The organism is Trichococcus collinsii (assembly GCF_900107505.1).
In the GTDB taxonomy this organism is placed as follows: domain Bacteria; phylum Bacillota; class Bacilli; order Lactobacillales; family Aerococcaceae; genus Trichococcus; species Trichococcus collinsii.
The window spans coordinates 37,431-63,218 of sequence record NZ_FNQH01000004.1; the positions used below are offsets into that span (position 1 = coordinate 37,431).

General features: G+C 50.9%; 18 protein-coding genes. 4 read left to right on the forward strand and 14 right to left on the reverse strand.

The genetic code is table 11. The features are described 5' to 3' along the window. Window positions 1–57: 57 nt before the first annotated feature. A complete protein-coding gene (locus BLV66_RS10330; protein ID WP_086986092.1) occupies window positions 58–897 on the reverse strand; it encodes an AraC family transcriptional regulator in 840 nt (279 codons plus the stop codon). A 123-nt stretch (window positions 898–1,020) separates the two neighbouring features. Between BLV66_RS10330 and BLV66_RS10335 the strand changes: the two genes are divergently transcribed. After that, complete coding sequence (locus BLV66_RS10335; protein ID WP_086986093.1) at window positions 1,021–2,778, forward strand: ABC transporter ATP-binding protein; 1,758 nt, start codon at window positions 1,021–1,023, stop codon at window positions 2,776–2,778. Beyond that, window positions 2,759–4,540 (forward strand): ABC transporter ATP-binding protein, encoded by a 1,782-nt coding sequence (locus BLV66_RS10340; RefSeq protein WP_086986094.1) that lies wholly within the window; start codon window positions 2,759–2,761, stop codon window positions 4,538–4,540. Before BLV66_RS10335 ends, BLV66_RS10340 begins: the two co-directional genes overlap by 20 nt. Window positions 4,541–4,694: 154 nt before the next feature. On the opposite strand, the gene BLV66_RS10345 is transcribed toward BLV66_RS10340, so the two are convergent. The 11 genes from BLV66_RS10345 to BLV66_RS10395 form a co-directional block, all read right to left on the reverse strand. Next, entirely contained in the window at window positions 4,695–7,100 is a 2,406-nt protein-coding gene (locus BLV66_RS10345) for a phosphoketolase family protein (RefSeq protein WP_086986095.1), read from the reverse strand. 108 nt (window positions 7,101–7,208) lie between these two features. Next, complete coding sequence (araA, locus tag BLV66_RS10350) at window positions 7,209–8,633, reverse strand: L-arabinose isomerase (protein ID WP_086986096.1); 1,425 nt, start codon at window positions 8,631–8,633, stop codon at window positions 7,209–7,211. A 13-nt stretch (window positions 8,634–8,646) separates the two neighbouring features. Further along, a complete protein-coding gene (locus tag BLV66_RS10355; protein ID WP_086986097.1) occupies window positions 8,647–9,345 on the reverse strand; it encodes an L-ribulose-5-phosphate 4-epimerase in 699 nt (232 codons plus the stop codon). Between the two features lie 16 nt (window positions 9,346–9,361). Next, on the reverse strand, window positions 9,362–10,972 hold the full coding sequence (locus tag BLV66_RS10360) for a xylulokinase (RefSeq protein WP_086986098.1): 1,611 nt from the start codon (window positions 10,970–10,972) through the stop codon (window positions 9,362–9,364). Window positions 10,973–11,224: 252 nt separating this feature from the next. Beyond that, window positions 11,225–12,301: a GntR family transcriptional regulator gene (locus BLV66_RS10365; RefSeq protein WP_086986099.1), complete on the reverse strand. Its 1,077-nt coding sequence runs from the start codon at window positions 12,299–12,301 to the stop codon at window positions 11,225–11,227. Window positions 12,302–12,434: 133 nt separating this feature from the next. Then, window positions 12,435–13,547: an alanine dehydrogenase gene (gene ald / locus BLV66_RS10370; protein ID WP_086986911.1), complete on the reverse strand. Its 1,113-nt coding sequence runs from the start codon at window positions 13,545–13,547 to the stop codon at window positions 12,435–12,437. 5 nt (window positions 13,548–13,552) lie between these two features. Beyond that, window positions 13,553–14,641, reverse strand: a complete 1,089-nt coding sequence (locus tag BLV66_RS10375) for a glycerol dehydrogenase (protein WP_086986100.1) — start codon at window positions 14,639–14,641, stop codon at window positions 13,553–13,555. 158 nt (window positions 14,642–14,799) lie between these two features. Beyond that, window positions 14,800–16,296, reverse strand: a complete 1,497-nt coding sequence (locus tag BLV66_RS10380; RefSeq protein WP_281251193.1) for a flotillin family protein — start codon at window positions 16,294–16,296, stop codon at window positions 14,800–14,802. Between the two features lie 12 nt (window positions 16,297–16,308). Then, complete coding sequence (locus BLV66_RS10385; protein ID WP_086986101.1) at window positions 16,309–16,893, reverse strand: NfeD family protein; 585 nt, start codon at window positions 16,891–16,893, stop codon at window positions 16,309–16,311. Window positions 16,894–17,107: 214 nt separating this feature from the next. Then, window positions 17,108–19,843, reverse strand: a complete 2,736-nt coding sequence (locus BLV66_RS10390; protein WP_218131838.1) for a lipocalin-like domain-containing protein — start codon at window positions 19,841–19,843, stop codon at window positions 17,108–17,110. A 320-nt stretch (window positions 19,844–20,163) separates the two neighbouring features. Beyond that, entirely contained in the window at window positions 20,164–20,502 is a 339-nt protein-coding gene (locus tag BLV66_RS10395) for a winged helix-turn-helix transcriptional regulator (protein WP_083546523.1), read from the reverse strand. A gap of 124 nt (window positions 20,503–20,626) precedes the next feature. Between BLV66_RS10395 and BLV66_RS10400 the strand changes: the two genes are divergently transcribed. Together BLV66_RS10400 and fghA are read left to right on the forward strand one after the other, a co-directional pair. After that, the gene (locus tag BLV66_RS10400) at window positions 20,627–21,742 is read left to right on the forward strand and encodes an S-(hydroxymethyl)glutathione dehydrogenase/class III alcohol dehydrogenase (RefSeq protein ID WP_086986102.1); all 1,116 of its coding nucleotides are present in this window, start codon (window positions 20,627–20,629) and stop codon (window positions 21,740–21,742) included. A 4-nt stretch (window positions 21,743–21,746) separates the two neighbouring features. After that, window positions 21,747–22,577, forward strand: a complete 831-nt coding sequence (fghA, locus tag BLV66_RS10405) for an S-formylglutathione hydrolase (RefSeq protein ID WP_086986103.1) — start codon at window positions 21,747–21,749, stop codon at window positions 22,575–22,577. 100 nt (window positions 22,578–22,677) lie between these two features. On the opposite strand, the gene pepT is transcribed toward fghA, so the two are convergent. Beyond that, window positions 22,678–23,943, reverse strand: a complete 1,266-nt coding sequence (gene pepT / locus BLV66_RS10410) for a peptidase T (protein WP_086986104.1) — start codon at window positions 23,941–23,943, stop codon at window positions 22,678–22,680. Window positions 23,944–24,073: 130 nt separating this feature from the next. Beyond that, window positions 24,074–25,741, reverse strand: coding sequence for a peptide ABC transporter substrate-binding protein (locus BLV66_RS10415; RefSeq protein ID WP_086986105.1), 1,668 nt, complete (start codon window positions 25,739–25,741; stop codon window positions 24,074–24,076). Window positions 25,742–25,788: the final 47 nt, after the last annotated feature.

The following is a 25,788-nucleotide window of genomic DNA, read 5'->3' on the forward strand; positions in this document are numbered from 1 at the left end:
AATCCAGAAAATTCTGTTCTGGTTCTGATACAGCCCTTTTCTTGTTATCAATACTCCCTACACTGTTCGCTCTTCCTTGGCGACTTGCGAAGGCGCGGTTCCGTAGTATTTTTTGAACAGTTTACTGAAGTGGTACGCATCTTGATAGCCGACAGCCTGTGCGACTTCTTTGATGGTCCACTCTTCCTGCTTCAGCAGTTCCCTCGCATGCTTCAGGCGCACGTGGATCAGGTAATGGATTGGGCTCAATCCGGTCGCTTCCTTGAAGATTTTTGAAAGATGAGCCGGACTGACGAAGAGTTGCTGCGCCAATTGTTCCAGCGTGATTTCTTCGGAATGGTGGTTTTCCAAATAATAAACAGCATGGTTCACCAAATGCTGTTGACGCACAGCCGTTTGGGAAAGCGCCGTGGGAAGTGTATTGTCGGATCCGTCCTCCAGACTCCTCAGCAACAACCCCAGCATCTCCAATATCAGTCCTTTCCCCATCAGCTGATATTCACTCCGCTGTTCGTTGAACTCTTTCGTCACCCGCCAGGCCTTCTCCATGAAGGCCTCCGCATAACAGCCGAGATCCAGCAAAGCGCGCTTGTTCGGGAAATGATTGCGCGGAAGCCCATTCAGCGAAAGGTTCGTCAGGCCGATATGCAGCTGATGGGAAAATGTGCCCTCTTTTTGGCTTTCCGCATGTTTGACGCCCGGATTGAAGAGCATGACGGTGCCGGTTCCCAAGTCCTGCCGTTCTCCGTCCACCAGGTAATCAGCTTCCCCTTCCAGGAGGATGCTGATTTCCAGGAAGTTGTGACTGTGCGTTTTGGAATAGTTTCCGGCTTCGTTCAACGGATCGAAAGCGTACAGAATTTCAGGATTAAATGTTTGTACGTGTGTATAGGCCATCGCAAAAGTCCTTTCTATTAATTACCCTTATATTGTACAGGAATCTGACGAAGAAAAGCCATTCTCATTCCTCCAAAAAGCAGTAACCTGTTAACATACACTTTTTTTGAGGAGGACTATTTTATGAATCATTATCAATGGATTTGGCGCTATGGTAAGGCATACAAATCCAAAGGCTTACTGGCTTTATTATTTATTTTCGTGAATGCCCTTCTGATCATCGTCAATCCTCTCTTAGCCGGAGAATTGGTCGACAAAGTCATCGATGGTGGACAGGATGACTTGTTGGTGCCGATTTTGGCAATCATGATCGGCATCACACTCTTCCGAACGGCCATCCGCTACAGCTACCAGATGCTATTCGAGCAGATTGGCCAAAATACGCTCTTCGTGCTGCGCCAGGACATGTACCGGAAACTGCAGGAGCTGGATTTCGACTTCTTCAACCATACCCGCGTCGGGGACATCATGGCTCGGATGACCGGGGATACCGATGCTATCCGCCACTTCGTATCCTGGGTCACCTACAATATCTTGGAAAGCATCCTCTGGTTCGTGATGGCAGTCGCAGTCATGGGTACAATCCACTTTCCGCTGATGCTGTCGTTAGTGGCAGTCACGCCGATTATTTTCATCCTGACGCAAAAGATGTCCCGAGAAGCATTCCCGCTGTTTTTTCAAATCAGGGAAAGCTTCTCCCGGCTGAATTCGATGGTGGAAGAAAACATCGGCGGCAACCGTATAGTCAAAGCTTTCGCAAGGGAAGAGTATGAAATCGAAAAATTCACGAAGCACAATGAGGATTTCAAGCGCCGCAACCTGGATTCCGCAGCCGTATCCCGCACGTATCTTCCCTGGCTCGACGGCTTCGCCGGAACACTGAATGCAATCGCCTTGGTGCTCGGCGGCCTGTATGTCATCCGCGGGGAGATGTCGATGGGGGATCTGGTCGCCTTCAACGGGTTCCTCTGGATGCTGAACATGCCGATGCGCATGAGCGGTTGGCTCATCAATGATGTGCAGCGCTTCTCCGCTGCTTGCGTCAAGATCCGTGACATGCTGGATACACAAGCGCAAATCCCGGTTATGGCTGACGAGGAACAGCTTCGGATCAAGGGGACCGTCACCTTCAACGATGTCTCCTTCGCCTTCTCGGATGACCCCGGAACGGATATCCTGTCGCACGTCTCCTTTACGGTCGGTCCCGGGCAGACGTTGGGCATCCTGGGCGAAACTGGCTCCGGCAAGACGACACTCGTCAATCTGGTCGGTAGATTCTACGATCCGACTTCGGGAACCGTCCTGATTGACGGCAAAAATGCCAAGGACTATCCGGTCCGCCAGTTGCGGGAGAACATCGCCATGGTCATGCAGGACGTATTCCTGTTTTCGGACACAATCGAAGACAACATCGCTTTCGGAAATCCGCAGGTGGACCGCTCCTACATCCAGCAGATGGCCCGAATCGCCGATGCGGACGGCTTCATCACCAGCATGCCGCAAGGATACGACACTGTCGTCGGCGAACGAGGGGTCGGCTTATCGGGAGGGCAAAAGCAACGCATTTCCTTAGCCCGAGCGTTGGCGAAGGATCCAGCCATCTTGATTTTGGATGACACCACTTCCGCGGTCGACATGGAAACTGAATCGAAGATCCAACAGGAATTGTTCGGCTTGACGGAAAATAAAACGACCTTCATCATCGCCCACCGGATTTCGTCGGTGCGGGATGCAGATTTGATCCTGATGATGGAAAAAGGCCAAGTCGTTGAACAAGGAACCCATGCGGAGCTTTTGGCCGAGCGCGGCAAATATTATGACGTTTACTGCAAGCAACTCGGATTGACAGGAGGGGAAACCAATGGCACGCAATACGTATGATGTCGATGAAAGCTTAGAGCAAGAATTCAATTGGGCGCACTACCGGCGCCTGGCCGGCTATATCCGTCCCTACAAAAAACCAATTTCAAAAATATTGGCTGTCATCATTCTGGCGAACATTGCCGGAATGGCAGGTCCTTATTTCACAAAAATCGCAATCGATGACCTGATACCAGCAGGAAACGTGCAACAGTTGCTGGGACTGGGCGGCATTTTCATCCTTTCCCTTGTCCTGATCGGCGGGTGCATGCGCTATCGGATTTACGCCATCACCGAAGTCGGCCAGGATATTCTGAAAGATATGCGCTACGATATTTTTGCGCATCTGCAGAGCTTGCCGTTCGCTTACTTCGATAACCGGCCTCACGGCAAGATCCTGATCCGCGTAGTCAATTACATCAATACGCTGAGCGACCTGCTGAGCAACGGTCTCATCAATCTGATATCCGACCTTTTCAACGTAGTGATCACGTTAGGCTTCATGCTCCTCATCGATGTGCGGCTGACGCTTTACAGTATGGCCTTGCTGCCGGTACTGTTCGGATTGGTGCTGTTCATCAAGAAGCGCCAGCGGATAGCCTTTCAGATATTGAGCAACAAACAATCCAACCTCAACGCCTATATCCACGAAAGCATTTCGGGAATCAAAATCACCCAATCGTTCGCCCGCGAACAGGTCAATTATGACATCTTCAATGAAGTGAGCGAGGAATACCGGACTTCCTGGATGAAAGCCGTCAAAATTCAATTCCTGATGTGGCCCGGGGTACTGAATATTTCGGTCCTGACGACCTGCCTGATCTATTTTGTGGGCATCCGTCAAATCGGCGTATCCGTAACGACAGGAACATTAATCGCCTTCATCGGCTACATCAACAATTTCTGGAATCCCGTCATCAATATCGGCAACTTCTATAATTCCTTGATCACAGCGACAGCCTATCTGGAACGTATCTTCGAAACACTTGACGAGGTGCCTTCGATCCAGGATGCACCGAATGCTTACGAACTGCCCTCGGTCTCCGGAGCAGTGAACTTCGAGGACGTCACCTTCCGCTATGAGGATGGCAAAGATATTCTGCACAAGGTAAACTTCCATATCGAACCGGGCCAGAGCATCGCTTTGGTAGGACCGACGGGAGCAGGTAAGACGACCATCATCAACCTGTTGACCCGCTTCTATGATATAAACGAAGGCAGCGTTAAAATCGATGGCCATGATGTCCGCGAAGTCACACTCAACTCCTTACGCAGCCAGATGGGCGTTATGCTGCAGGATACTTTCATCTTTTCCGGTACGATCCTGGATAATATCCGCTACGGAAAGCTGGATGCTACCGAGGAGGAAGTGATCGCCGCCGCAAAAGTAGTACGCGCACATGACTTCATCCAACACCTGAAGGACGGCTACTATACCGTCGTTGAGGAGCGCGGCAGCACCCTTTCGGCTGGCCAACGGCAGTTGCTTTCCTTTGCGCGGGCCTTGCTTGCCGATCCGAAGATCCTGATCCTCGATGAAGCGACCGCCAGCATCGATACTCGGACCGAAGAGCTGCTGCAGGAAGGTCTCCAGAAACTTTTGAAAGATCGGACTTCCTTCATTATCGCCCACCGGCTGTCGACGATCAAAAACAGCTCTCAGATCTTCTACGTGGCAGGCGGCAACATCGCCGAAGCAGGCACCCACGAAGAGCTGATGGCCCAAAAAGGCTTGTATCACCATCTCTACCAGTCCCAATACGACCTCCTGCAGGCCGTGTGAAGAACTGAAGCTGTACGGTTTGGTGCAACTGCTTTGTTTATCACTAGCAAAAAATATCCGAAAAAGATGCGTTTCCGTTCCTTGGAGCAACTGCTCCAAGGCCGGGAACGCATCTTTTTAATTTTCCAAAAATTCAATACTTATTCTAAAATCTTTAGTCCGCTTTGTTTGCGATCAGTTCTTTGGCTGCTGCCGCACCTTCCAGTGCTTCCCATTTCCATTCCATCACTTCCGGAATGTCATCGCCATTCTCACGGATGAAGCGGTGGTGGAAATCAACCGTTTCCGTCATCCTTTGTGAAAAGACTGCCGCTTCTTCGCCATAGACAGCGTTGGCCGCATCCTGCGCCAAGTGGAAACGATCCATCTCCGACAATACGCGCATGTCGAACGGCGTCGTGATGTCCCCGTTCTCACGGTAGCCGTGGATGTGCAGGTTATGGTTGTGACGATCAAAGAAGATGTCACGGATTAAGCCTTCAAAGCCGTGGAAGGCAAAGACGATAGGTTTGTCCGCCGTGAAATAGGCGTCGAAGGCTTCGTCGCTCAAGCCGCGCGGATCCACATCCGGATGGCGCAGTTTCAAAAGGTCGACGATGTTGATGAAACGGATCTTCAATGTCGGGAACTGCTTGTGCAGAATCGTGACTGCCGCAAGTGCCTCCAGGTTCGGTTCCGTTCCCGCCGCTGCGATCACGACATCCGGTTCTTCGTCTCTGCAAGTCGAAGCCCAGTCGATCACTTTCAGGCCATCTTTGACCAATACCTCGGCTTCTTCAGCAGAATAGAATTGTGGACGTGGGTGTTTCGAAGATACGATCAGGTTGATTTGTTCCTCGGAAGCCATCGTTTCTGCCATCACGGCCATCAAGGAGTTCGCATCCGCGGGCAAGTATTCGCGGATGAATTCCGGTTTCTTCTCAGCCAAGTGCGTCAACAAACCGGGATCTTGGTGGGTGTAGCCATTATGGTCCTGTTGGAAAACTGTCGATGTTGCGATCAGATTCAAGGACGGATAGTGTTTGCGCCACGTCTGTTCTTTGGCTTTGCGCAACCATTTGAAATGTTGGGTGATCATCGAATCCACAACGCGCAGGAAGGCCTCGTAACTTGCGAAGAAACCATGGCGCCCAGTCAGGACATACCCTTCCAGGAAACCTTCCGCCTGGTGTTCAGACAACTGCGAATCGATGACACGGCCTGATGGGGATAGCCATTCGTCATAAGCAGGATCGATCGCTTCCATCCAGACGCGGTTCGTCACTTCGAAGACTTTGTTCAGGCGGTTCGATTTGGTTTCATCCGGTCCGAAGATGCGGAAATTATCCGGATTGTCCACAATCAGGTCGCGCGCAAAGTTGCCGAATTCGATCATATCCTGGGCAATGACTGCTCCCGGAACGGTCGTGTCGACGGCATACTGCTTCCAATCCGGAATGACGAGCGGTTTCGGATCGATTCCGCCGTTCGTGATCGGATTTGTAGCCATCCGTCGGTCGCCTTTCGGTGCCATCTCTTTCAATTCAGCCACCAGTTGGCCATCCGCCGTGAACAGCTCTTCGGGACGGTAGGACTGCATCCAATCCACCAGCGCATCGATGTGTTCCATATGGTGCGCATCCACCGGAATCGGCACTTGGTGGGCACGGAAGCCGCCTTCGATCGGTTCGCCGTCCCACGTTTTCGGGCCCGTCCAGCCTTTCGGTGTGCGGAAAATGATGACCGGCCAAGCCGGCATCTTCGCTTCGGCAGCGGAGCCTTTGCGGGCTTCGGTTTGGATCGCTTTGATTTTTTCAACAGCCGTATCCAGCACTTGCGCCATGATCGGATGCACCGCTTCCGGTTCGGTTCCTTCCACGAACAACGGCTCCCAGCCCATGCCGCCAAAGTACTGCGTCAACTCTTCGTTCGATTTGCGGTCAAGGATCGTCGGGTTGGATATTTTTCCGCCGTTCAGGTACAGGATCGGCAAAACGGCACCGTCCGTAACCGGATTGATGAACACATTGGAGAACCAACCAGCCGCCAACGGACCGGTTTCAGCTTCCCCGTCACCAACGACAGTCGCTGCGATCACTTCCGGATTGTCGAAGATGGCGCCTGTTGCATGGGAAAGCGAATAGCCGAGTTCGCCGCCTTCATGGATCGAGCCGGGTGTTTCCGGTGCCGCATGGGAAGCAACCCCGCCCGGGAAGGAGAATTGTTTGTAGAGTTTCGTCAGCCCTTCTAGATCTTCGGTGATTTCCGGATAGATTTCCGTATAGGAGCCGTCCAGATAGGAATTTGAAACCATGACTTGGCCGCCATGTCCCGGTCCTTCGACGTAGAACATGTTCAGGTCATATTTGTTGATGACGCGGTTCAAGTGGGCATAGATGAAATTCTGTCCGGAGATCGTCCCCCAGTGGCCGATTGGATGGAGTTTCACATCGGTTTCCTCGATCGAGCGTTGCAACAAGGGATTGTCCTTCAGGTACAGTTGCCCCACGGAGATGAAATTGGCGGCGCGCCAGAAGGCATCCACCTTGTCCAGATACTCTTTTGAATCAAATGCAGTCATTTTTGTTGCTCCTTTTCATTTTTATTATTGAAAACGCTTGCTAAAAATTTCACAAATGTTCTCCAAAAAATCGGTTTGACGATTTTCTGTCAAACCGATCGAAAAAAACTATTTGATTAAGGCTACTTCAAGACCGACCAGTTTTGCCCAAGCCAGGATCTGATCTGTGCTCAAACTCAATGAAACGACAGTGTGGTGGCCGCCGCCAGCTTCGATCCAAGCGCGGATGCCGTCATGGAAATTCGGTTTCACTTCCCAAAGGACGCGTGCGACTGGAAGGTTCGGAGCTGCCTCAGTGGGTTCAAAAGCAAGAACTTCATTCACTAACAATTTGTAGTGCGTTCCGAAGTCAGCCATCGAAACGACAACGCCGTCCCCTGCTTTGCCGTCGAAGACAAGGCGGGCTGGTTCTTCACGGTTCCCCATCGATAATGGCGCAATCAAGATTTTTGGTTTGTTGGACGCCAGTCCCGGATCGACTTCCAACATATGTGATTGCAGAATCGCTTCTCTGCCTTCAGCCATTTCATACGTGTAGTCTTCCATGAAGCCGGTGTCGATGTTGTGGGACATGATCTTCATCAAGCGGTCGATTGCTGCTGTTTTCCAGTCGCCTTCGCCTGCGAATCCGTAGCCTTCTGCCATCAAACGTTGTACGGCAAGACCAGGTAATTGTTGCAGGCCATGCAGATCTTCAAAGTTTGACGTAAAGGCAGTGTAGCCACCCGCTTCCAAGAAACGACGGATGCCGATTTCTTGACGTGCCTGCACTTTGACGTGCGCTTCCCATTTGCCTTGTTCATAGTCGCCGTAGTCGAAATCATACAAATCTTTGTATACATTGAACAATGCATCGACTTCTGCATCTTCGACCGCATCGACATAGTCCACTAAATCACGGATACCGTAGTAATCGACTGTCCATCCGAATTGGATTTGCGCTTCCACTTTGTCGCCCTCCGTCACGGCAACGTTACGCATGTTATCGCCGAAACGCGCCACTTTGATGGAGAAGCTTTCATTGTAGGCTACCGCCACGTCCATCCATTCCGCGATTTGGGTTTGGACATTTTCACGTTCCCAATAACCGACAACGACTTTGTTGTTCTTTTTCAGACGCGCGTTGATGAAGCCGTACTCGCGGTCGCCATGTGCTGCTTGGTTCAAGTTCATGAAATCCATATCGATTGTTGCCCATGGAATGCTTTCGTTGAATTGAGTTGCCAGATGTAATAACGGTTTTTGCAACAATTTCGTGCCGCGGATCCACATTTTGGCTGGCGAGAAAGTATGCATCCAAGTGATGACACCTGCCACTTCATCACGGTAATTCACTTCTTTCATGATCTTCGTGATTGTATCGGGCGTTACCGCCAATTCCTGCAGCACAAGCGGATAAGGCAGTTTGCCGCTGTTGTTCAGGCTTTCCACGATGACCGCTGCATTGTTTTTTACTGTTTGCAAAGCTTCCTCACCGTATAAATGTTGTGAACCGACTACGAACCAAAATTCTTTTTTCCCTACTTCTAACATATTTTCAGCTCCCTTATTTTTTTTGCCCGTAATAGGCGTTCTCTCCGTGTTTTCGCAAATAATGTTTATCCAGAATGCGTTGTGGCAGTTCTTCCGCGAAGGCATTCAATTGACGGGCGAACAGATTGGTTTTGCAGACCTCGTCCAATACGACGGCATTCAGTACTGCACCCTTCGCGTCCTTGGCCCAAGTGAAGGGCCCGTGCCCATGCAGCAATACGCCGGGAACTTCCATCGGTTTGATGCCGCGTTCGCGGAACGTTTCCACGATGGCGTTTCCCGTTTCTTCCTCGTAACCCCGGTCGATTTCTGCCTGCGTCAAGAAACGTGCGCAAGGAACCGTGCCGTAAAAGGTATCGGCATGTGTCGTACCCATGGCCGGCACATCCAATCCGGCTTGCGCCCAAATCGTGGCCCAAGTCGAATGCGTGTGCACAACCGCACCGATTTCCGGGAATTCTTTGTACAGGACGGCATGCGTCGGCATGTCGGATGACGGGTTCAGATTCCCTTCGATGACGTTGCCGTCAAAGTCGCAAACGACCATATCGCTCGCCTGCATGTCGTCATAGCCGACACCGCTGGGCTTGATGACGAACAAGCCTTTTTCGCGGTCGACCGCACTGACGTTTCCCCACGTGTATTTGATCAGGCCCCGTTCCGGCAATTCCAGATTGGCTTGAAAAACTTCTTCTTTTAATTGTTCCAGCAAGATGTTTCCTTCCCTTCTATCTCAAACTCAAATGCTCGACTGCAGCTTGTTCGATCGCCAGCCCTTTTTGGTAACGTTCGATGAAGATTCCGAAACCTTCAACGTCGCGCGCATCAGGAGCGATCGTGATGCCTTCATCGGCACCGAATACTTTCTTGTCCAAAAATGCATCCAAAGTCTCTGACGTTTCCTTGCGGTCAGTGTAGGCAGCCAACAACGCGATTCCCCATGCGCCGCCTTCTCCTGCCGTTTCCATGATGGTGACCGGTGCGTCCATGACGGCAGCCAACACTTTCTGGCCGACCTCAGGGGTTTTGAAGATGCCGCCGTGGCCGACGATTTTGTCGATCGCGACGTTTTCCTGCTTCAGGATGTTCATGCCAATCTTCATCGCGCCGAAAGCGGTGAAGAGGTGCACGCGCATGAAGTTGGCTAAGTTGAAGTTGCTTTCCGGTGTGCGGACAAACAACGGCCGTCCTTCCGCCAAATGGGTGATGTTCTCGCCCGAGTAGTAACCGTACGAGAGCAATCCGCCGCAATCGGCATCGCCTTCAAGCGCTTTGTTGAATAACGTGGCGAACAATTTGTCCGTATCAATCGCGAAACCGGCTGCCTCGCTGAATTCCCGGAAAAGCTTGACCCAAGCGTTGATATCGGATGAGCAATTGTTGGTATGGACCATCGCGACCAGACTGCCTGCCGGTGTCGTCACGAGATCGATTTCCGGATGCACTTCGTTCAAGTCCTGCTCCAAGACGATCATCGCAAATGCCGAAGTCCCCGCGGATACATTTCCGGTGCGTTCCGCCACACTGTTCGTGGCGACCATTCCGGTCCCGGCGTCCCCTTCCGGCGCACACAACGGGATGCCCGCTTCGAGCGTGCCTGTCGGATCGAGCAGTTTTGCTCCCGCTTCCGTCAGCTTCCCGGCCGCGTCCCCTGCCAACAATACTTCCGGCAGCAGCTCCGCCAATTTCCAAGTCGCGCCTTTTTCTGCGACCAAGGTATCAAACTGACCGATCATGCGTTCGTCGTAATTTTTCTTCTCAACATCGATCGGGAACATCCCGGACGCATCACCGATTCCCAAAACTTTCTTGCCTGTCAATTGCCAATGGATGTAGCCTGCCAAAGTCGTAAAGTAAGCGACTTCATTTGTATGTTCTTCCTTATTCAAAACCGCTTGATACAGGTGGGCGATGCTCCAGCGTTGCGGGATATTGTATTTGAACAGTGCGGTCAGTTCCTTTTCGGCATCAGCCGTAGTGGCGTTGCGCCAAGTCCGGAACGGCACCAATAACTCGTTTTCCTGATTGAACGCCATGTAGCCGTGCATCATCGCGCTGAAACCGATCGATCCGACCGCGGTCAAGGTCACGCTGTATTTTTCTTTAACCTCACGCGTCAATTCTGCGTAACTTGTTTGAAGGCCCTTCCAAATTTGGTCCAATGAATACGTCCAAATGCCATCGACTAACTGATTTTCCCATTCGTAGCTGCCGGATGCGATCGGAGCGAAGCGGGAGTCGATCAGCACCGCCTTGATGCGGGTAGAGCCGAATTCGATTCCGATGCTCGTCTGCCGCGATTCGATATCAGTGACTATCGCTTGTAACTTCTCAGTCAAAATATTTCCTCCTTTTTGCGGTGCACCCTTTCCGGATGCTGTCCGTTCTTCTTAGGGATATTATATGCTATATGTCCGTACATGTAAATAGGGAATTTAAATATTTGTCCGAACACAAAAAAACAACGCACAATCGACTTCCTGTCGATTGTGCATCGCTCCCTTCCGAAACGCAGCCTCAAGATCGGCCAAAAACCTGATGCAGCAACAAAAAAGAAGCCATCCCGATTCAGGGACAGCTCCGTTCTCCAGTTATTGGATCCGTTTGACCGAGTCACGGATGATCAGTTCCGGCTCGAATATTTTGTTGCCTGTCACTTCTTGCTGTACGGCCAACATGATCCACTCGGCAGCTGCCGCTCCCAATTCCTCTTTCGGATGGGAAAGGGTCGTCAGCTTGACGCTGCCTGCCGTGCTCAAGAACGAGTCATCATTGCCGACCACCGAATAATCTTCCGGCACCCGTTTGCCCATGTCAGCAAGCGCTTGGATCAAGCCCTGCGCCACTTCATCATTGTAACAGACGATTCCGGTGACCTCCTGATCGCTCGCCAGCTTCTCCCGAATAGTCTGGAACACTTGCTCTTTGGTTTCGGTCGTGTACGTATACACATTTTTCGGATCGAAATTTGTCCGCATCTCTTCGTGGGCTTTGATGAAGCCTTTCATCCGGTACTTCCCCTGCAGGTCATCGATTTTCGTGATCAGAGCCAAATGCTGATGGCCCTGCTCGAATAGATGTTTCGTGGCGAGATAGCCCGCTTTCGTGTCATTTACGCAAATGAAAGGGACCGACAGTTCTTCATAGTAGGCATTGATCATGACGACCGGTATGCCGCGTTCCTTGAAAGAAAGGTAATAAGCCAAATTCGGATTGTATTGGTTACTTTTTGTCGGTTCCACGATCAGCCCCGAAACGCCTTGGCTGAGCATCTGTTCCAGACACTCCCGTTCCTGATCGACATCGTTGTTTGTGCTCGCCAGCAGCAAAGAGTAGCCATTCTCCCGCAACTTCTGCTCGATGCCGCGAATGATTGATGGGAAAATATAGTCCGACAGATAAGTCGTGATGACGCCGATCGTTTTGCTGGATGATACCCCGTCACCGCGCCTTTGATAAATGTCATCGACATAGGTACCGGAACCTTTCTCCTTGCGTAAAAAGCCTTCGTTCACCAACAAGGCGATTGCTTCCCGGACGGTATGGCGGCTGACCCCATAGTCCTTCTGCAGCTGCAGTTCAGGCGGAATGACTTTGCCGACCACAAATTCGTTCGAAAGTATTTTTGAGCGTATCTCATCGGCAATCACCTGGTATTTTGTTTTCATGGTATGCTCTCCCTTTGTATATGTCCGTACAAATAGTATAGTAAACCAACCGGAAAAATACAAGTGCACGTTGACTGATTCTACGCAAAAAAAACGGATTTCCTGCTTGTTATCCCAGGAAATCCAGTACTTTTTACAATAAAGTTTCGATTGGAGTATAGACTGCACCGATCGATTCGGCGACATCTTTGTTCGTCAACTTGCCGCGGTGCACGTTGAATCCGGTCAGTATGGTCGGATTGTTAACTGCCGCTTGTCGCGCACCTTGATTCGCGATCTCCACTGCATAAGGCAATGTGACATTCGTCAACGCGATCGTAGCAGTGCGCGGAACGGCTCCTGGCATGTTCGGCACCGCATAATGCAGGACGCCATGCCGTTCATAAACCGGATCATCGTGTGTGGTCTTGCGGTCTTCGGTTTCAAAGATGCCGCCCTGATCCACCGCAATATCGACAATCACGGAACCCGGCTGCATGCTTTTCACCATTTCCTCGGTCACTAAGGTCGGCGCTTTCCGACCGGGAATCAGGACAGCCCCGATGACCACGTCAGCATCCTTGATGGCATGGGCAATGTTCCACTCGTTCGACAGCAAGGTGATGACCGCGTTCCCGTACAAATTCTCGATTTCTGTCAAGATCTCCGGTCTGACGTCCAGGATCGTGCAATGGGCGCCGAGTCCCAACGCGATCTGCAAAGCGTTGCGTCCGGCCACACCGCCGCCGATGATGACGACTTTCCCATTCGCCACACCCGGAACGCCGCTCAGCAGAACGCCTTTGCCGCCGTAGGTTTTTTCCAGGAACTGCGCACCAATTTGGGCGGAAAGACGGCCCGCTATGACGCTCATCGGTGTCAAAAGCGGCAAATCGCCTTTTTTGCCGACCATCGTTTCGTAGCCGATTGCGGTCATGCCCGCTTGCAACATCGCCTTCGTCAATTCCGGTGCGGCCGCCAAGTGCAGATAGGTAAACAGAATCAGGTCCTCGCGGAAGTATCGATATTCCGATTCCAAAGGCTCCTTCACCTTGATGACCATTTCGGCGGCCCAGACTTTGGCTGCGTCTTCCAACACCGTCGCCCCTGCCTTTTCGTACTGTCTGTCTTCGAATCCCGATCCGACACCGCAGCCGGATTGGACCCAGACTTGATGGCCGTTCTGGACCAGCAACTGCACACCTGCAGGCACCACCCCCACTCTGTTTTCGTTATTTTTGATTTCTTTCGGCACTCCGATGATCATCCCGATCATTCCTTTCCGACAAGTCCATCCACCGCCAAAATGGCGTCGGCGACTTGCTCAGCCGTTATGTTTTTGTTTAGATTTTTCATGGTGTTGCTCTGGGATACAGCAAGTTTTCCGACTTTAACGAGCTCTTCACGCGTGGCTCCGGTCAGATGCATCTCGGCCAGAGTCGTCGGCATGCCGATTGCCGCCAAGAAACGGCTGTATTTTTTGAATTCTTCTTGAGGGCGCCCTTCAAGAACGAGTTGGACCAATAGGCAAAAGCCAACTATTTCCCCGTGCGTCAAGCGATGGACCTCGCCTTTGATGGCCGTGAAGCCATTATGGATAGCATGCGCGGCAGCCAAGCCGCCATTTTCAAACCCCAGTCCCGACAGCAGCGTATTCGCCTCAACAATCGCCTCGACAGCCGGCGTCACTAATCCTTTTTGGACATCAGTGAACGCGCTGAGGCCTTCACGGAACAAGGTTTCTTCGCAGGCCTTCGCAATGGCGGTGCCGGCAATCGTTGGCAATCCTCCGGCTAACGCATTCTCTCCGGAGGCCGTTGTTGCCAACGCTTCCGCACAGGTAGCCAAGGCATCCGCCATCCCGCTTGCAAAAAAACGGATCGGTGCTTGGATAACGATTTGCGTATCAACAAGAACCAGATCAGGGTTCTTCGCATAGAAACGGTAATGGTCGAACAACCCGTCCTGCGTATAGAGCACCGATATGGCGCTGGTCGGCGCATCCGTGGATACAGTGGTTGGGACAATCACGACCGGCAATTCGCATGCAGCTGCGATGCCTTTCGCAACATCGATGATTTTGCCGCCTCCGAGGCCAATGATGACGTCCGCCGTCGCATCAGCGACCTCGTCAGCCAAATGGACCATTGCTTCCAGCGAGGCTTCGCCAGTGAATGCTTCATAATGATAGGGAAAACCCTCCAGAGCCCGTTCCACTTTTCCCTGGAGCAAGCCCCAAACGAAATCATCCGTAAGCAGGAATGCCTTTTTTCCGTAGACAGCCGCTTCCTTCCCCAATGCGTCTATAGCACCTACTCCTTGAATATACCGGCTAGGCGACCGAAAAACATGATAAGCCATATGTGCGCCCCTTTTCCATTTGTGATTTATTCATTATTCCTTTATTTTACCACAGCTGACCCGATCAAAATCAAAAAAACCTTCGGAGCTCTTATGCTTCCGAAGGATTCTGATTTTATGCGTATTCTGTTTGCAAAATCATACCTGCATGCCTGCTGTTAAGAAACGGAGACTTCCGGTTCTTTGTCGGATCCAGATGGACTCATTGCCTTATCTGCTGAAATTTCAGTTGCCATTGTCTCATTGAGCATACCCAATTTGCTGCCGATATTTTTGTTTCCGACGAACGATTCGATTAACGCCGTCACATCCAAACCGGTCGTTTCTTTGAGACCTTCCTGTGTGGCAGTCAGGACTTGGCTGGCATAATTGGCTACTTTGGCAGCGCCTTGGCTGCCGTTGCCGCCATCGATTACCGTGATTCTGTCGATATTGGAAATTGGCTCAGCAGCAGCACGCACGATATCCGGATATTTTTCGATCAGCATCGTCAAGATGGCTGCTTCCCCGTATTGTTTCAATGCGTTCGCTAAAGCTTCCTTCGCTTTCGCTTCGGCTTCCCCGATTGCAAGGATGCTGGCGGATTCCGCCAAACCGTTCAGCTCTTTCTCCTTGGCCCGCGCTTCGGATTCCCAGATCGCTTTTTGTTTGTCGGCAGCCGCTTTTGTTTCGATGGCATACCGCTCTGCATCGGCTTTCTTACGCACTTCTGCATCATATTGTCTTTCTCTCCGGACGATTTCTTTCTCTTCCAGTTCGATTTGTTTCACACGTTCCGTGATTTCAACGTTCATTTCTTTTTCTTTCAACAAGATATCCAGCTGCGCTTTTTCCAAGGCATAGGCATTATCGGCTTTCGCTTTGGCTACATCTTGCTCCTGGCGGAATGAAGCCAACTTCAATTCTTTTTGTTTATTTGATTCCGCAATTTGGGTCTCTCTCAAAATTTCGGCTTGCTGCGATTCTTGTTCCGCTTGGGCACGCTTGATGCGCGTCTCCTTGTCAGCTTCTGCCTGAGCGATATACGCATCCCGTTTGACTTGGGCGATACGCGGTTGCCCAAGGGCATCCAGATAACCATTTTCATCCGTCACTTCCTTCACAGTGAAAGAGACGATGACCAATCCCATCTTCGCAAGGTCCACACTGGCGACCGCTTGCACTTCTTGTGAGAACTTATCACGGTTCTTATAGATTTCCTCGACAGTCATGGAACCCAGAATGGAACGCAAATGGCCCTCCAAAACCTCGCGGGCTTCATTCTCCAGATCCTCTGTTGGCTTACTTAAGTATTGTTCGGCCGCCGTGGCAATTTCTTCCACTGTGGAACCGACCTTGATGATGACCGTCCCATCCGCAGAAACGGGAACCCCTTCCTCCGTATAGACAGCCGGCGTGCTGACTTCCAATTTACTCGACAAGAGCGATAATTCCTTGGCTGTCTGAAATACTGGTATGACAAAAGTACCGCCACCGCGAACAACTTTCATCGTGTTGCCTGTCGCTTTATCGATATAAGTATTTTTTCTGCCAAGAAAACTCCCACTGACGATCAGCGCCTTATCCGGCGAAGCCGTCTTGTAGCGCCCGATGAAAATTATCAAGGCAACCACCAGTAAAACCACTAAAATACCGATACCCATAAACTGATCCAAAAAATTCGTCATTTATTTCCCACCTTTATATTTTTTTTGATTCCATGTAGCAGGTTCATCCACCAAATCGTGGACAGCATTTTTGTACGGTGTCACATATGCGATATTATCCCGAACTTCAATGATCAACACCGTTTCCCCGTTGGTGATGTTCAACACATCCTCTGTAGCAGAACAGGCATAGATGAGCGCCATTCTGTTCATTTTACCGAATCCGGTTGATACGATGATTTCCCCGATCGTTTTCTGCCCGATCGGCACAGTCACCGTCGCTTCTTTGCCTTCCAAATCTTTTGAACTCGTGATGGTGCTGTTTTCTGCCCGTTTCAATAAGGGCAGTACAAAGAAAATTTTGAAGGCGATGATGAGGGCTGAAACAACCAGAAAAGCCGATGCGAACAAGCCAAATGACCAGCCATCCGATTTTTGCAGCGCATTGACAAGCAGGCTCGTCATCAAAATACCCAGGAAAAAGTCAGTGATGTCGTAGAAGCCCACAGACAAAATATCATTGAGCGGGAATGTCAAGACAGTGCCGGCCACACCAATGATGAACAGCAATTCCAACGGCTCAATCGTTTGAAAAAGTGTAATCATATTTCATTATCCTCCTATCAGACAAAAGTTTGTAATAAAAATGAGCCACATTCATGTTCATTATCGAACAAACGTAGCCTGAAGTAAAGCCAGAACCCTTCTGATCTTTTCGGCTCAGCCATAGCCGGAAACCACCAAAAGAGGCCCAGAATCAACGATTCGGCCCTCTTTTGCGTTCCCGTTCAAGGGAAAAAATACTTTTCCCTTGAATAAGTTACTCTTCTATTTTCTTACCTGATTTTTTGTAATAGTGCATCGGTACCCTTGCAATTGCCACAGCTCCGAATGCGAGTGCGCCATACAACAAAGTAGATTGACTGATGGCTTCTTCGGCGACGAGCGCATCCGGATTTGCTGCGGAAGCCTCATCGTACAACGCTTTGATTTCATCCGCCGGAAGGACAATGCCGTCTTGGATGTACAGTTCATCAATCAGCCCTTCAAACGGTTGATCCCAGTAGTTGACTCCCAGACTGAACGATGCTGCCGCACCTTCGAAGATGTTCGGGAATGCCTCTCCTGCGAACTTCGCCTCGCCGTTGATATAGACCGAAATTTTGCCGGCATCTACCGTAAAGGCCAAATGCGTCCACGCATCAGCAGGGATGGTGGAACCGATGGGCGCATCGTACCATTGCTGGCCGGACCAAAGCATCGTCTGATTGGCCGGCCCGACAGGTGTCAGACTGATCCAACTTTGCTCTGTGGCAGCGCCGAAGAAAGCAGTCGTGAACTGATTCAGCTCGGCTGGATTGATCCAAAAAGCTACGGTATAGGCATTCTGAGTGATCAAGCCCTTTCCAAGCGACAGTCCGGATTTGCCGTCGAACGAAGCGGCCTGCCCTTTCATACCATCAACGAACGGCACAGTTCCGCCCGTGTTGTTGATCCGGTCTCCAGTCACTTGCGCATCGGTCTGATCGCCTGCCGAATTCTGATAAGTATCATCGAAGGAATAATAAGCCGAAAGCTTGCCGGCTTCCTTCGGTTCGACTTGGATTTCGAAGCTGACTTGCTCCGATTGCAGCTCATTTTGGATGAGTGCGGTCAGCGTCACGAGCGCTGCCGGTTGGCTCGCTTCGGGACGAGTGACGATGCCCGTTTCTGAGATGACAGCAGGATCGGAGGAAGCCCATTCGATGGTGCTGCCGCCCGCAGCGGTTGTCGGCAGTACGATGTCCTTCATGACGGATTCAGGCATGGACGCCGTAAGCTCGGCTTTGATTTTCTCCATCTGTTCCGAGTCCGTTGCCGTGCTTGTTTGGCTTCCCCAAATGACATGTCCGTTCTCGGACATACCACTGAAGGTCATGACCCAAGCTTCTGTCGTCGGATCCCATTGGCTGATGAAGACCCCGTCATAAGTGCCGTCCGCCACTTTCAGCTCGGCCCGATAGCCATCATAAAGCCGCCATGTACCTTCCTGCGCACCCTCAACCGTACCGTCAGCCTGCAACTGAACCATTGTGGACTCAGTCAATTGGCCGGTGATCTGGTTACCGTGGTTGACGAACTTGTAAGTGCCGGTGACCTCTTCCTGCGCCACTTCCGTTATCGTCTCGCCAGCATAGCGATACGGTGTCGGAACCGGCCAGTCGTTGCTGTTCTTGAATGTCTGATGGACACGCACTTCATGCGTCTCGCCTTTGTTCGGGAAGCGAGTATGGAATACGAGAAATTCCTTATCAGCTTTTGCATCGATGTAATAGGAATTGTGTCCCGCCGACAGATAACCGACGCCGTCCCCGGTTCCGTCCTCACCCAATTCCCGGGTGAAGAGGAAGTTTCCGATCAGCTTGTTGCCGATATCCTGGTGATCGTTGACCCCAGGGAAATTGCCTACGCCTTTGTTGAAGGACTCAGGATACACGGCTTCATTGCCGGCCGCATCCACATAAGGTCCCGTGATCGACTTCGATCGGAACTGGCGCATTTGGTAACCGCCATCCGAAGCCAGTCCGCCATAGGTCAAATAAAGATAATAATAGCCTGCTTCTTTGTCGTAGACGGCATAAGTCCCTTCAGAAGAACGCCCATACCCAGCGGCAATCTTGGTCCCGAAATACCTATCGATCATTCTGCCGTCCTTAGTCACTCCGTCTTCGCCCGGATAAAGCGGAATGCCCGTTTTTTTATCCAGCTCAAGAATGAACGTCCCGCCTGACCACGAACCGTATGTCATCCACAGTTTCCCTTGCTTATCATAAAGGATATTCGCATCAATGGCGTTCGTGTAGTCTGCATTGTTGTAGGCGCCGTTTTCCGTGAACCACTCGGGATTGGGCTCTTCCAGCACGCCCTCTTCGATCAGTTCATCGATATTCGTGCTCTCCCATTGCTTGTTGACGTCACTGTTCGCATCATACGCTTCTTCCTCCGCGAATCCGGAATAGATGATCGTATCGACATACGCGTATGGTCCTTCGATATTCTTGGACACAGCCAGACCGATCGCCGAGCGGATATAGGTGGAGGAAACACTGTAGTACAGCATGTAGGCGCCTTTGCTGCCGTCTGCATTTCGATAGTGTTTGTTCCAGATGACATCCGGCGCCCATACCGCGTAGCCGCCTGTGCTGTCAGCATCATCTTCCCCTGCCCAGGCGAAGGATTCGGAAAGATTTTCGCTCAAATCCCCGTAAATCGTGTTGTCCGTACTGGTGTAGCCGTTGGTGAAATTCTGCCAATTGATCAGATCCGACGATTTCGCAGCTGCGATATGTGAGCCGAACACATAGTACATCCCGGATTTCTGATCTTGGATGATGGACGGATCGTGGACCGATGCATTCGAGAAAGTGGTGGGCTCATCCGTTTCCGACGCGTGCACCTGTGACTTGGACTGGACCGCGGCAGCCATGCTGATGGCCATACCGCAAAGCAACAATTTGGATATTCTCGATCTGGTGATGATAAAAAACGCCTCCTTTATAATTGCAACCGTTAACATTTGCATCCGCACAAAATAGATGTACTTACAAATTAAGATAGCATACTTAATTTGTTCGTACAACTATTATGGTGGTCGACGGTTAGTTTTATATTTTGAGGAGTGTGTCGGGGTATTTTTCTTTTGATTTGGCTGAATTAACCCGCCAACGGTCGTTTGGCCGTTTATTTTGCGTTATATTCGCTGAGATAAGCGGCCAACTGGTTTTTGGCGGGGTATTCCACTCACCTTTCGACACTAAAAACCCGCCAAAACGGGTTTGGCGGGTTTTCAGGATTCTTGCAGCCTGATAATCATCCGGCTAATGATTCAATCAGAGGCTATTCTTCTGTTATGACTTTCAGATATTGGTCTCCCCAGTCGCAAATGGATTGGACGACAGGCGCCAATTCCTTGCCGATGTCGGTCAGATGATACTCGACTTTCGGAGGAACAACGGGATAGACCGTCCTTGCGATGATCAGGTCGCGCTCCAGCTCCCGCAACTGGCGGATCAGCATCCGTTGGTTGATGTCAGGAAGGATCTTGTTGAACTCGCTCAGCCGCAGCGTACCGTTGTGGAGCAAGGACCAGATGATTGCAATTTTCCATCTTCCGCCCACAACAGATAAGGCTAAATCTTTTGTATTGTAAAATTCTTTCTCTTGGTATTGGATCATTGGGCAGCCTCTTTTCATAAAATTAATCATAGTGACAATTATGTCAGTATTCACACATGAGTCATTATATAGTATTCTGAAACAGAACGAAATACCATTTTTAAAGAAAGAAGGAAATAAAATTATGAAAAGTAGAGCAGCTGTCGCTTTTGGACCAGGCAAACCGTTGGAGATCGTGGAAATAGATGTGGCAGAGCCAAAAGCCAAAGAAGTATTGGTGAAAATCCTTTACACTTCCGTCTGTCATACCGATGCCTTCACTTTGTCGGGCGACGATCCGGAAGGTGTTTTCCCTGCCGTGTTGGGGCATGAGGGCGCCGGCGTTGTCGTTTCCGTAGGCGATGAAGTCACTTCCGTCAAGCCGGGGGACCATGTCATTCCTCTTTACACGCCGGAATGCGGGGAATGCGAATTCTGTCTGTCCGGTAAAACGAATTTGTGTTCAGCCGTGCGCGAAGCCCAAGGAAAAGGCTTGATGCCGGATGGCACGACCCGTTTCTCCTATAATGGTGATCCTATTTATCACTATATGGGGACAAGCACTTTCAGCGAATACACCGTTGTCAATGAAATCAACCTGGTCAATATCGATAAGGAAGCACCTCTGGATAAAGTCGCGTTGTTCGGCTGCGGCGTGACGACCGGCCTTGGTGCTGTCGAAAACACGGCAAAAGTTGAAGAAGGTGCAGTGACTGCAGTATTCGGACTGGGCGCGATCGGATTGGCCGTTATCCAAGGCTTGAAAAAAGCCAAAGCCAAACGCATCATCGCGGTCGATATGAATCCCGACAAGTGGGAACTGGCTAAAAAAATGGGCGCCACTGACTTCGTCAACCCAAGCGAGCATGATCGCCCGATCCAGGAAGTCTTGATCGAAATGACCAACGGCGGCGTGGATTACAGTTTTGAATGCATCGGGAATGTCGAAGTCATGAAAGCCGCTTTGGAAGCTTGCCACAAAGGCTGGGGCGAAAGCATCATCATCGGTGTTGCCGGTGCCGGCAAAGAAATCCACACCCGCCCGTTCCAATTGGTGACAGGACGCGTGTGGAGAGGTTCCGCATTCGGCGGTGTCAAAGGCCGCACGGAACTACCCGGAATGGTGGAGGATTTCATGAATGGCGAAATCGATCTGGACAGTTTCATCACGCATCACCTGAATTTCACCGACATCAATGAAGCCTTCGATCTGTTGCACAAAGGGGAATCCATCCGTACCATCTTGACCTATGGAGAATAAAGATATGACAACAATCTTAATCGAAACGCATAAAGTGTTTGAGGGCGAACAAAGAAAATACCGTCACTATTCTGAAACGCTGGATTGTGACATGGTTTTCAGCCTGTTCCTGCCGAAACAAATGGACAACATGCTGACCGACTTGGTCTGGTGGCTTTCGGGACTAACTTGCACGGACGACAACTTCAGCCAAAAAGGCGCATTCCAAAAATACGCAAGCCATCATCAGTTGGCAGTTGTCATGCCGGACACTTCTCCGCGCGGAACGAATGTGGCGGATGACGAAAACTGGGATCTGGGTCAAGGCGCCGGTTTCTATCTGAATGCTACCCAGGAACCGTGGGCAAAAAATTATCGGATGTATGACTATTTAACGAAAGAATTGCCTGAGCTTGTCTACACTCTGATCCCAAATTTTTCAGGAAAAGAGAGCATCATGGGCCATTCGATGGGAGGACACGGCGCGTTGGTCATCGGATTGAAAAATCCGGAGCGCTACCGTTCCATTTCCGCTTTCGCACCTATCTTGAATCCATCACAGGTTCCTTGGGGAAAAAAGGCCTTCACCGCCTACTTGGGGTCGGATGAAAAAGCTTGGGCAGCATGGGACGCGACCAGCTTGATTGCGGAAACTGCTATCGCTCCATCCATCCTTATTTCGCAAGGGACAGCTGATGCTTTTTATGAAGTCCAGCTGAACGAGGAAGCCTTCCTGCAGGTTGCTGACGGCAAAAAAGTGAACTACGAAAAATTGGTCGGATACGATCACAGTTACTTTACGATTGCTTCTTTCATAGAAGAACATCTGCAATTCCATAAAGACTATTTGAAGTAGAAAACAGTATGCAAGAATTTGCCTTGCAATCAAAACAGTATGTTCAAAAAACGGATTCCGACCAGGGATCCGTTTTTTTGCCCTTACCATAATCACCGGACTAACCTTGCTGTTTGTTCGCGCGAATAATGCTGTTAACCGCTGCACTCTGTTCGACGATCGCCATGATGACATCTACTGATTTCCCCATCGTCTCTAGCGTCACGAATTCGTATTTTCCGTGGCCGTTTTCGGTGCCGGAGAACAGGTTCGGGGTCGGCAAGCCTTTGTGCGAGATAATGCAGCCGTCCGTTCCGCCGCGCATCGGTTTGAAGACCGGCGTGATGCCGCAGGCTTCATATGCCCACACAGCCAGATCGACGACGACCGGATGCTGCTCGATGATTTCGCGCATATTGTAGTATTGGTCGAACAACGTCAAAGAAATACGCGGCTCGGCAAATTGCGAGTTGAAAGCCGCCACCTGTTCGGTGAAGAAACGCTTGCGGGCAGCGAAACCTTCCCGGTCATGATCGCGGATGTAGTAAGTCTGTTTGACTTCGTCGACGGTCCCGCTCTGGCAAGTCAGGAAGTAGTAGCCTTCGTAGCCGCTGGTGCGTTCCGGAGTCTCCGCTTGAGGCAAAGCTGTCGCAAATTGACTGGCGACCAGCAAAGCATTCACCATCGTATCCTTTGCGGAACCCGGATGGACGCTCGTGCCGCGGATGGTGAGCTCCGCCTGGGCCGCATTGAAGTTGTCGTAGGTCAGATTTCCGATTGGCCCACCATCGATCGTATAGGCGAAGTCGGCTGCAAAATGGTCCACATCGAACAGCTTTGCCCCGCGTGCTCCCAGCTCCTCGTCGGGTCCGAAAGCGAGGCGGATCTTTCCGTGCTTCCGTTCCGGATGCGCGATGAATTGCTCGCAGGCGGTAACGATTGAGGCAATACCGGCTTTGTCATCGGCGCCCAACAAGGTCGTGCCGTCCGTTGTGATGACCGTCTCCCCGATATAGTTGCGCAGGCGCGGGAATTCCTTCGGCGAAAGGATGATCTGTTCATCCGCGTTCAGGACGATGTCGCCGCCATCATAAGCATAATGGACTTGGGGACAGATGTTTAACGAGTTGAAATCGGCCGTGTCCAGATGCGCGATGAAACCGATGACCGGCACTGCCTCTTTCGTATTGCTCGGCAAGGTCGCCGTCAGGAAGCCGTTCGTTTCATTGTATTCTACCTCTTCCAAACCGCTTGCAATCAATTCTTTCGCCAATTCCAGGGCGAATGTCACCTGGCTGTGCGTGGATGGTACCGTGTAGCTGCTGTCGTCCGAACGCGTGTCGACCTTTGCGTATGCGATGAATCTTTCCAATAGTTTTTCGTTCATGTTCCTCATCCGCCTTTCTTTGACGCTTTTCGCATCGATATAAGGAAATATCCGACTAACGGTTGCCTTATGAAGGCAAGTCCGTTAAGCGGATATTTTCTCAAGTGCTTGTTTTCAGTCTGTTATCAATTTACTCTTCCACGTAAGCCGTGCGGAAGTACATCGCTGCACCCACTGGTTGGATCTGCACATCCTTCAAGGACGGATCGATCAAATTGGCGTTGGCACCTTGATAGATTGGCGCATTCACGGCGTTCTCGGCTATCAGTGTTTCTTCAGCCGCCAACAGTGCTTCCCAACGGCCTTCCGGATCGTTGGCGTACGTACTTCTGGTTTCGTCCAGCAAAGCGTCGTAGCCTTCATCCGCAAAACGAGAACTGTTCAGGCCGCTTGTGGATTCATACATCTCCAAAAAGGCGATCGGATCGGCATAACTCGGGGTATACGTTCCATAGGCGATATCGTAATCGCCGTTCGTAGTCGATTCCATCCGGCTCTTCAGCGGCACATTGCGGATCGTGATCGTCAAACCCGGCAAGTTATCTTGCCATTGCGATTGCAGGAATTCGGCCGTTGTTTTGGATGTTTCCGTATCGGAAGTCAGGAATTCGAGCGACAGCGTTTCGATGCCGAGCTCTTCCTTCGCAGTTTCCCACTCGGCCTGAGCCGTTTCCACATCATAGACGGCCAAGTCGCCGCTCTCTTCGCGGAAATCTTCATCCGTTTCCGGATTGTAGGCGTAATTGGAAGGAACAAAACCATTCGAAGGTACGGATCCGTCATTCAAAACGGTATCCACATACGCTTCCTTGTCGAACGAATAAGACAAAGCTTTCCGCAGATGGACATTGGCTGTGCTCGTGCGGCCTTGGTTGAACCAGGCATAGCCGGACAGAGCTTTCGGCTCCGTCACCAAAGCTTCGGACCCTGCATACTGCTCGATATAAGGATTGCTGATCTGCGTCAACTGGACTGCTCCGGATTCGAACAGATTGATGTTCGTGGCGATTTCTTTGCTGACTTCCCAATTGATCTGATCCAATTGGACGTTCTCCGCGTCCCAATAGGCTTCATTAGGAACCATCGACCAGTTTAGATCCGTGCCTTCCCAACCCTCCACGACGAAAGGTCCGTTGTACACAGTGTTTTCACTGTTTGTTCCGTAGGCACTGCCCAATTCGTTCGCCACTTGGTGGTTCTGCGGCAAGTATGAAGATGTCCCCAACAGATCCTTGAAATAAGCGGTCGGATTTCCCAAAGTGAACTTCACGGTCTTCTCGTCGATTGCTTCGACACCCAGTTCCGTTTTGTCCAACTCCCCATTGTTGATCGCTTCCGCATTCTTCAATGGGTACAGTTTATTGATGTTTGGGGACGCCGTCGCCGGATCCACAATTTTTTGGTAGGTATAGACAAAATCTTCCGCGGTCACCGGATCACCGTTCGACCAGTTTGCATCTTCCCTGATTTTGAAGGTATACTCCAGTCCGTCTTCGCTGATGACAGGCTCTTCTGCTGCGATACCCAGTTCAAACGCGCCATCGTCACCGACGCGGTAAAGACCTTCATTTGCGTTCTCGAGCACCACTAAGCTGGAGTTGTCGGCCGAAACGGCATTGTCCAAGGAAGCCAACTCCCCCGTATTCGTGATCGTAATGACTTGCTCGGCTGCGGCGGGTGTTGATGTAGCGGCAGTTCCTTCGCTGTTTTCTGTATTTGCGGCATCACCAGTCGAACAGCCCGCCAACACCAAACTGATTGCTAGCGTTGTAGTGATGACCCATTTATCTTTCAACATACTGTTCCTCCTGACGTTTTTTCATATTTATTCATCCTATATTGGAA

What these genes read in the sequence shown, in the direction of transcription:
- araA (WP_086986096.1), bottom strand. Translation starts at nt 8,633, where the DNA reads ATGTTAGAAGTAGGGAAAAAAGAATTTTGGTTCGTAGTCGGTTCACAA.
- BLV66_RS10345 (WP_086986095.1), bottom strand. Translation starts at nt 7,100, where the DNA reads ATGACTGCATTTGATTCAAAAGAGTATCTGGACAAGGTGGATGCCTTC.
- BLV66_RS10365 (WP_086986099.1), bottom strand. Translation starts at nt 12,301, where the DNA reads ATGAAAACAAAATACCAGGTGATTGCCGATGAGATACGCTCAAAAATA.
- BLV66_RS10390 (WP_218131838.1), bottom strand. Translation starts at nt 19,843, where the DNA reads ATGTTAACGGTTGCAATTATAAAGGAGGCGTTTTTTATCATCACCAGA.
- BLV66_RS10395 (WP_083546523.1), bottom strand. Translation starts at nt 20,502, where the DNA reads ATGATCCAATACCAAGAGAAAGAATTTTACAATACAAAAGATTTAGCC.
- BLV66_RS10335 (WP_086986093.1), top strand. Translation starts at nt 1,021, where the DNA reads ATGAATCATTATCAATGGATTTGGCGCTATGGTAAGGCATACAAATCC.
- BLV66_RS10340 (WP_086986094.1), top strand. Translation starts at nt 2,759, where the DNA reads ATGGCACGCAATACGTATGATGTCGATGAAAGCTTAGAGCAAGAATTC.
- BLV66_RS10375 (WP_086986100.1), bottom strand. Translation starts at nt 14,641, where the DNA reads ATGGCTTATCATGTTTTTCGGTCGCCTAGCCGGTATATTCAAGGAGTA.
- fghA (WP_086986103.1), top strand. Translation starts at nt 21,747, where the DNA reads ATGACAACAATCTTAATCGAAACGCATAAAGTGTTTGAGGGCGAACAA.
- BLV66_RS10385 (WP_086986101.1), bottom strand. Translation starts at nt 16,893, where the DNA reads ATGATTACACTTTTTCAAACGATTGAGCCGTTGGAATTGCTGTTCATC.
- BLV66_RS10415 (WP_086986105.1), bottom strand. Translation starts at nt 25,741, where the DNA reads ATGTTGAAAGATAAATGGGTCATCACTACAACGCTAGCAATCAGTTTG.
- BLV66_RS10400 (WP_086986102.1), top strand. Translation starts at nt 20,627, where the DNA reads ATGAAAAGTAGAGCAGCTGTCGCTTTTGGACCAGGCAAACCGTTGGAG.
- ald (WP_086986911.1), bottom strand. Translation starts at nt 13,547, where the DNA reads ATGATCATCGGAGTGCCGAAAGAAATCAAAAATAACGAAAACAGAGTG.
- pepT (WP_086986104.1), bottom strand. Translation starts at nt 23,943, where the DNA reads ATGAACGAAAAACTATTGGAAAGATTCATCGCATACGCAAAGGTCGAC.
- BLV66_RS10330 (WP_086986092.1), bottom strand. Translation starts at nt 897, where the DNA reads ATGGCCTATACACACGTACAAACATTTAATCCTGAAATTCTGTACGCT.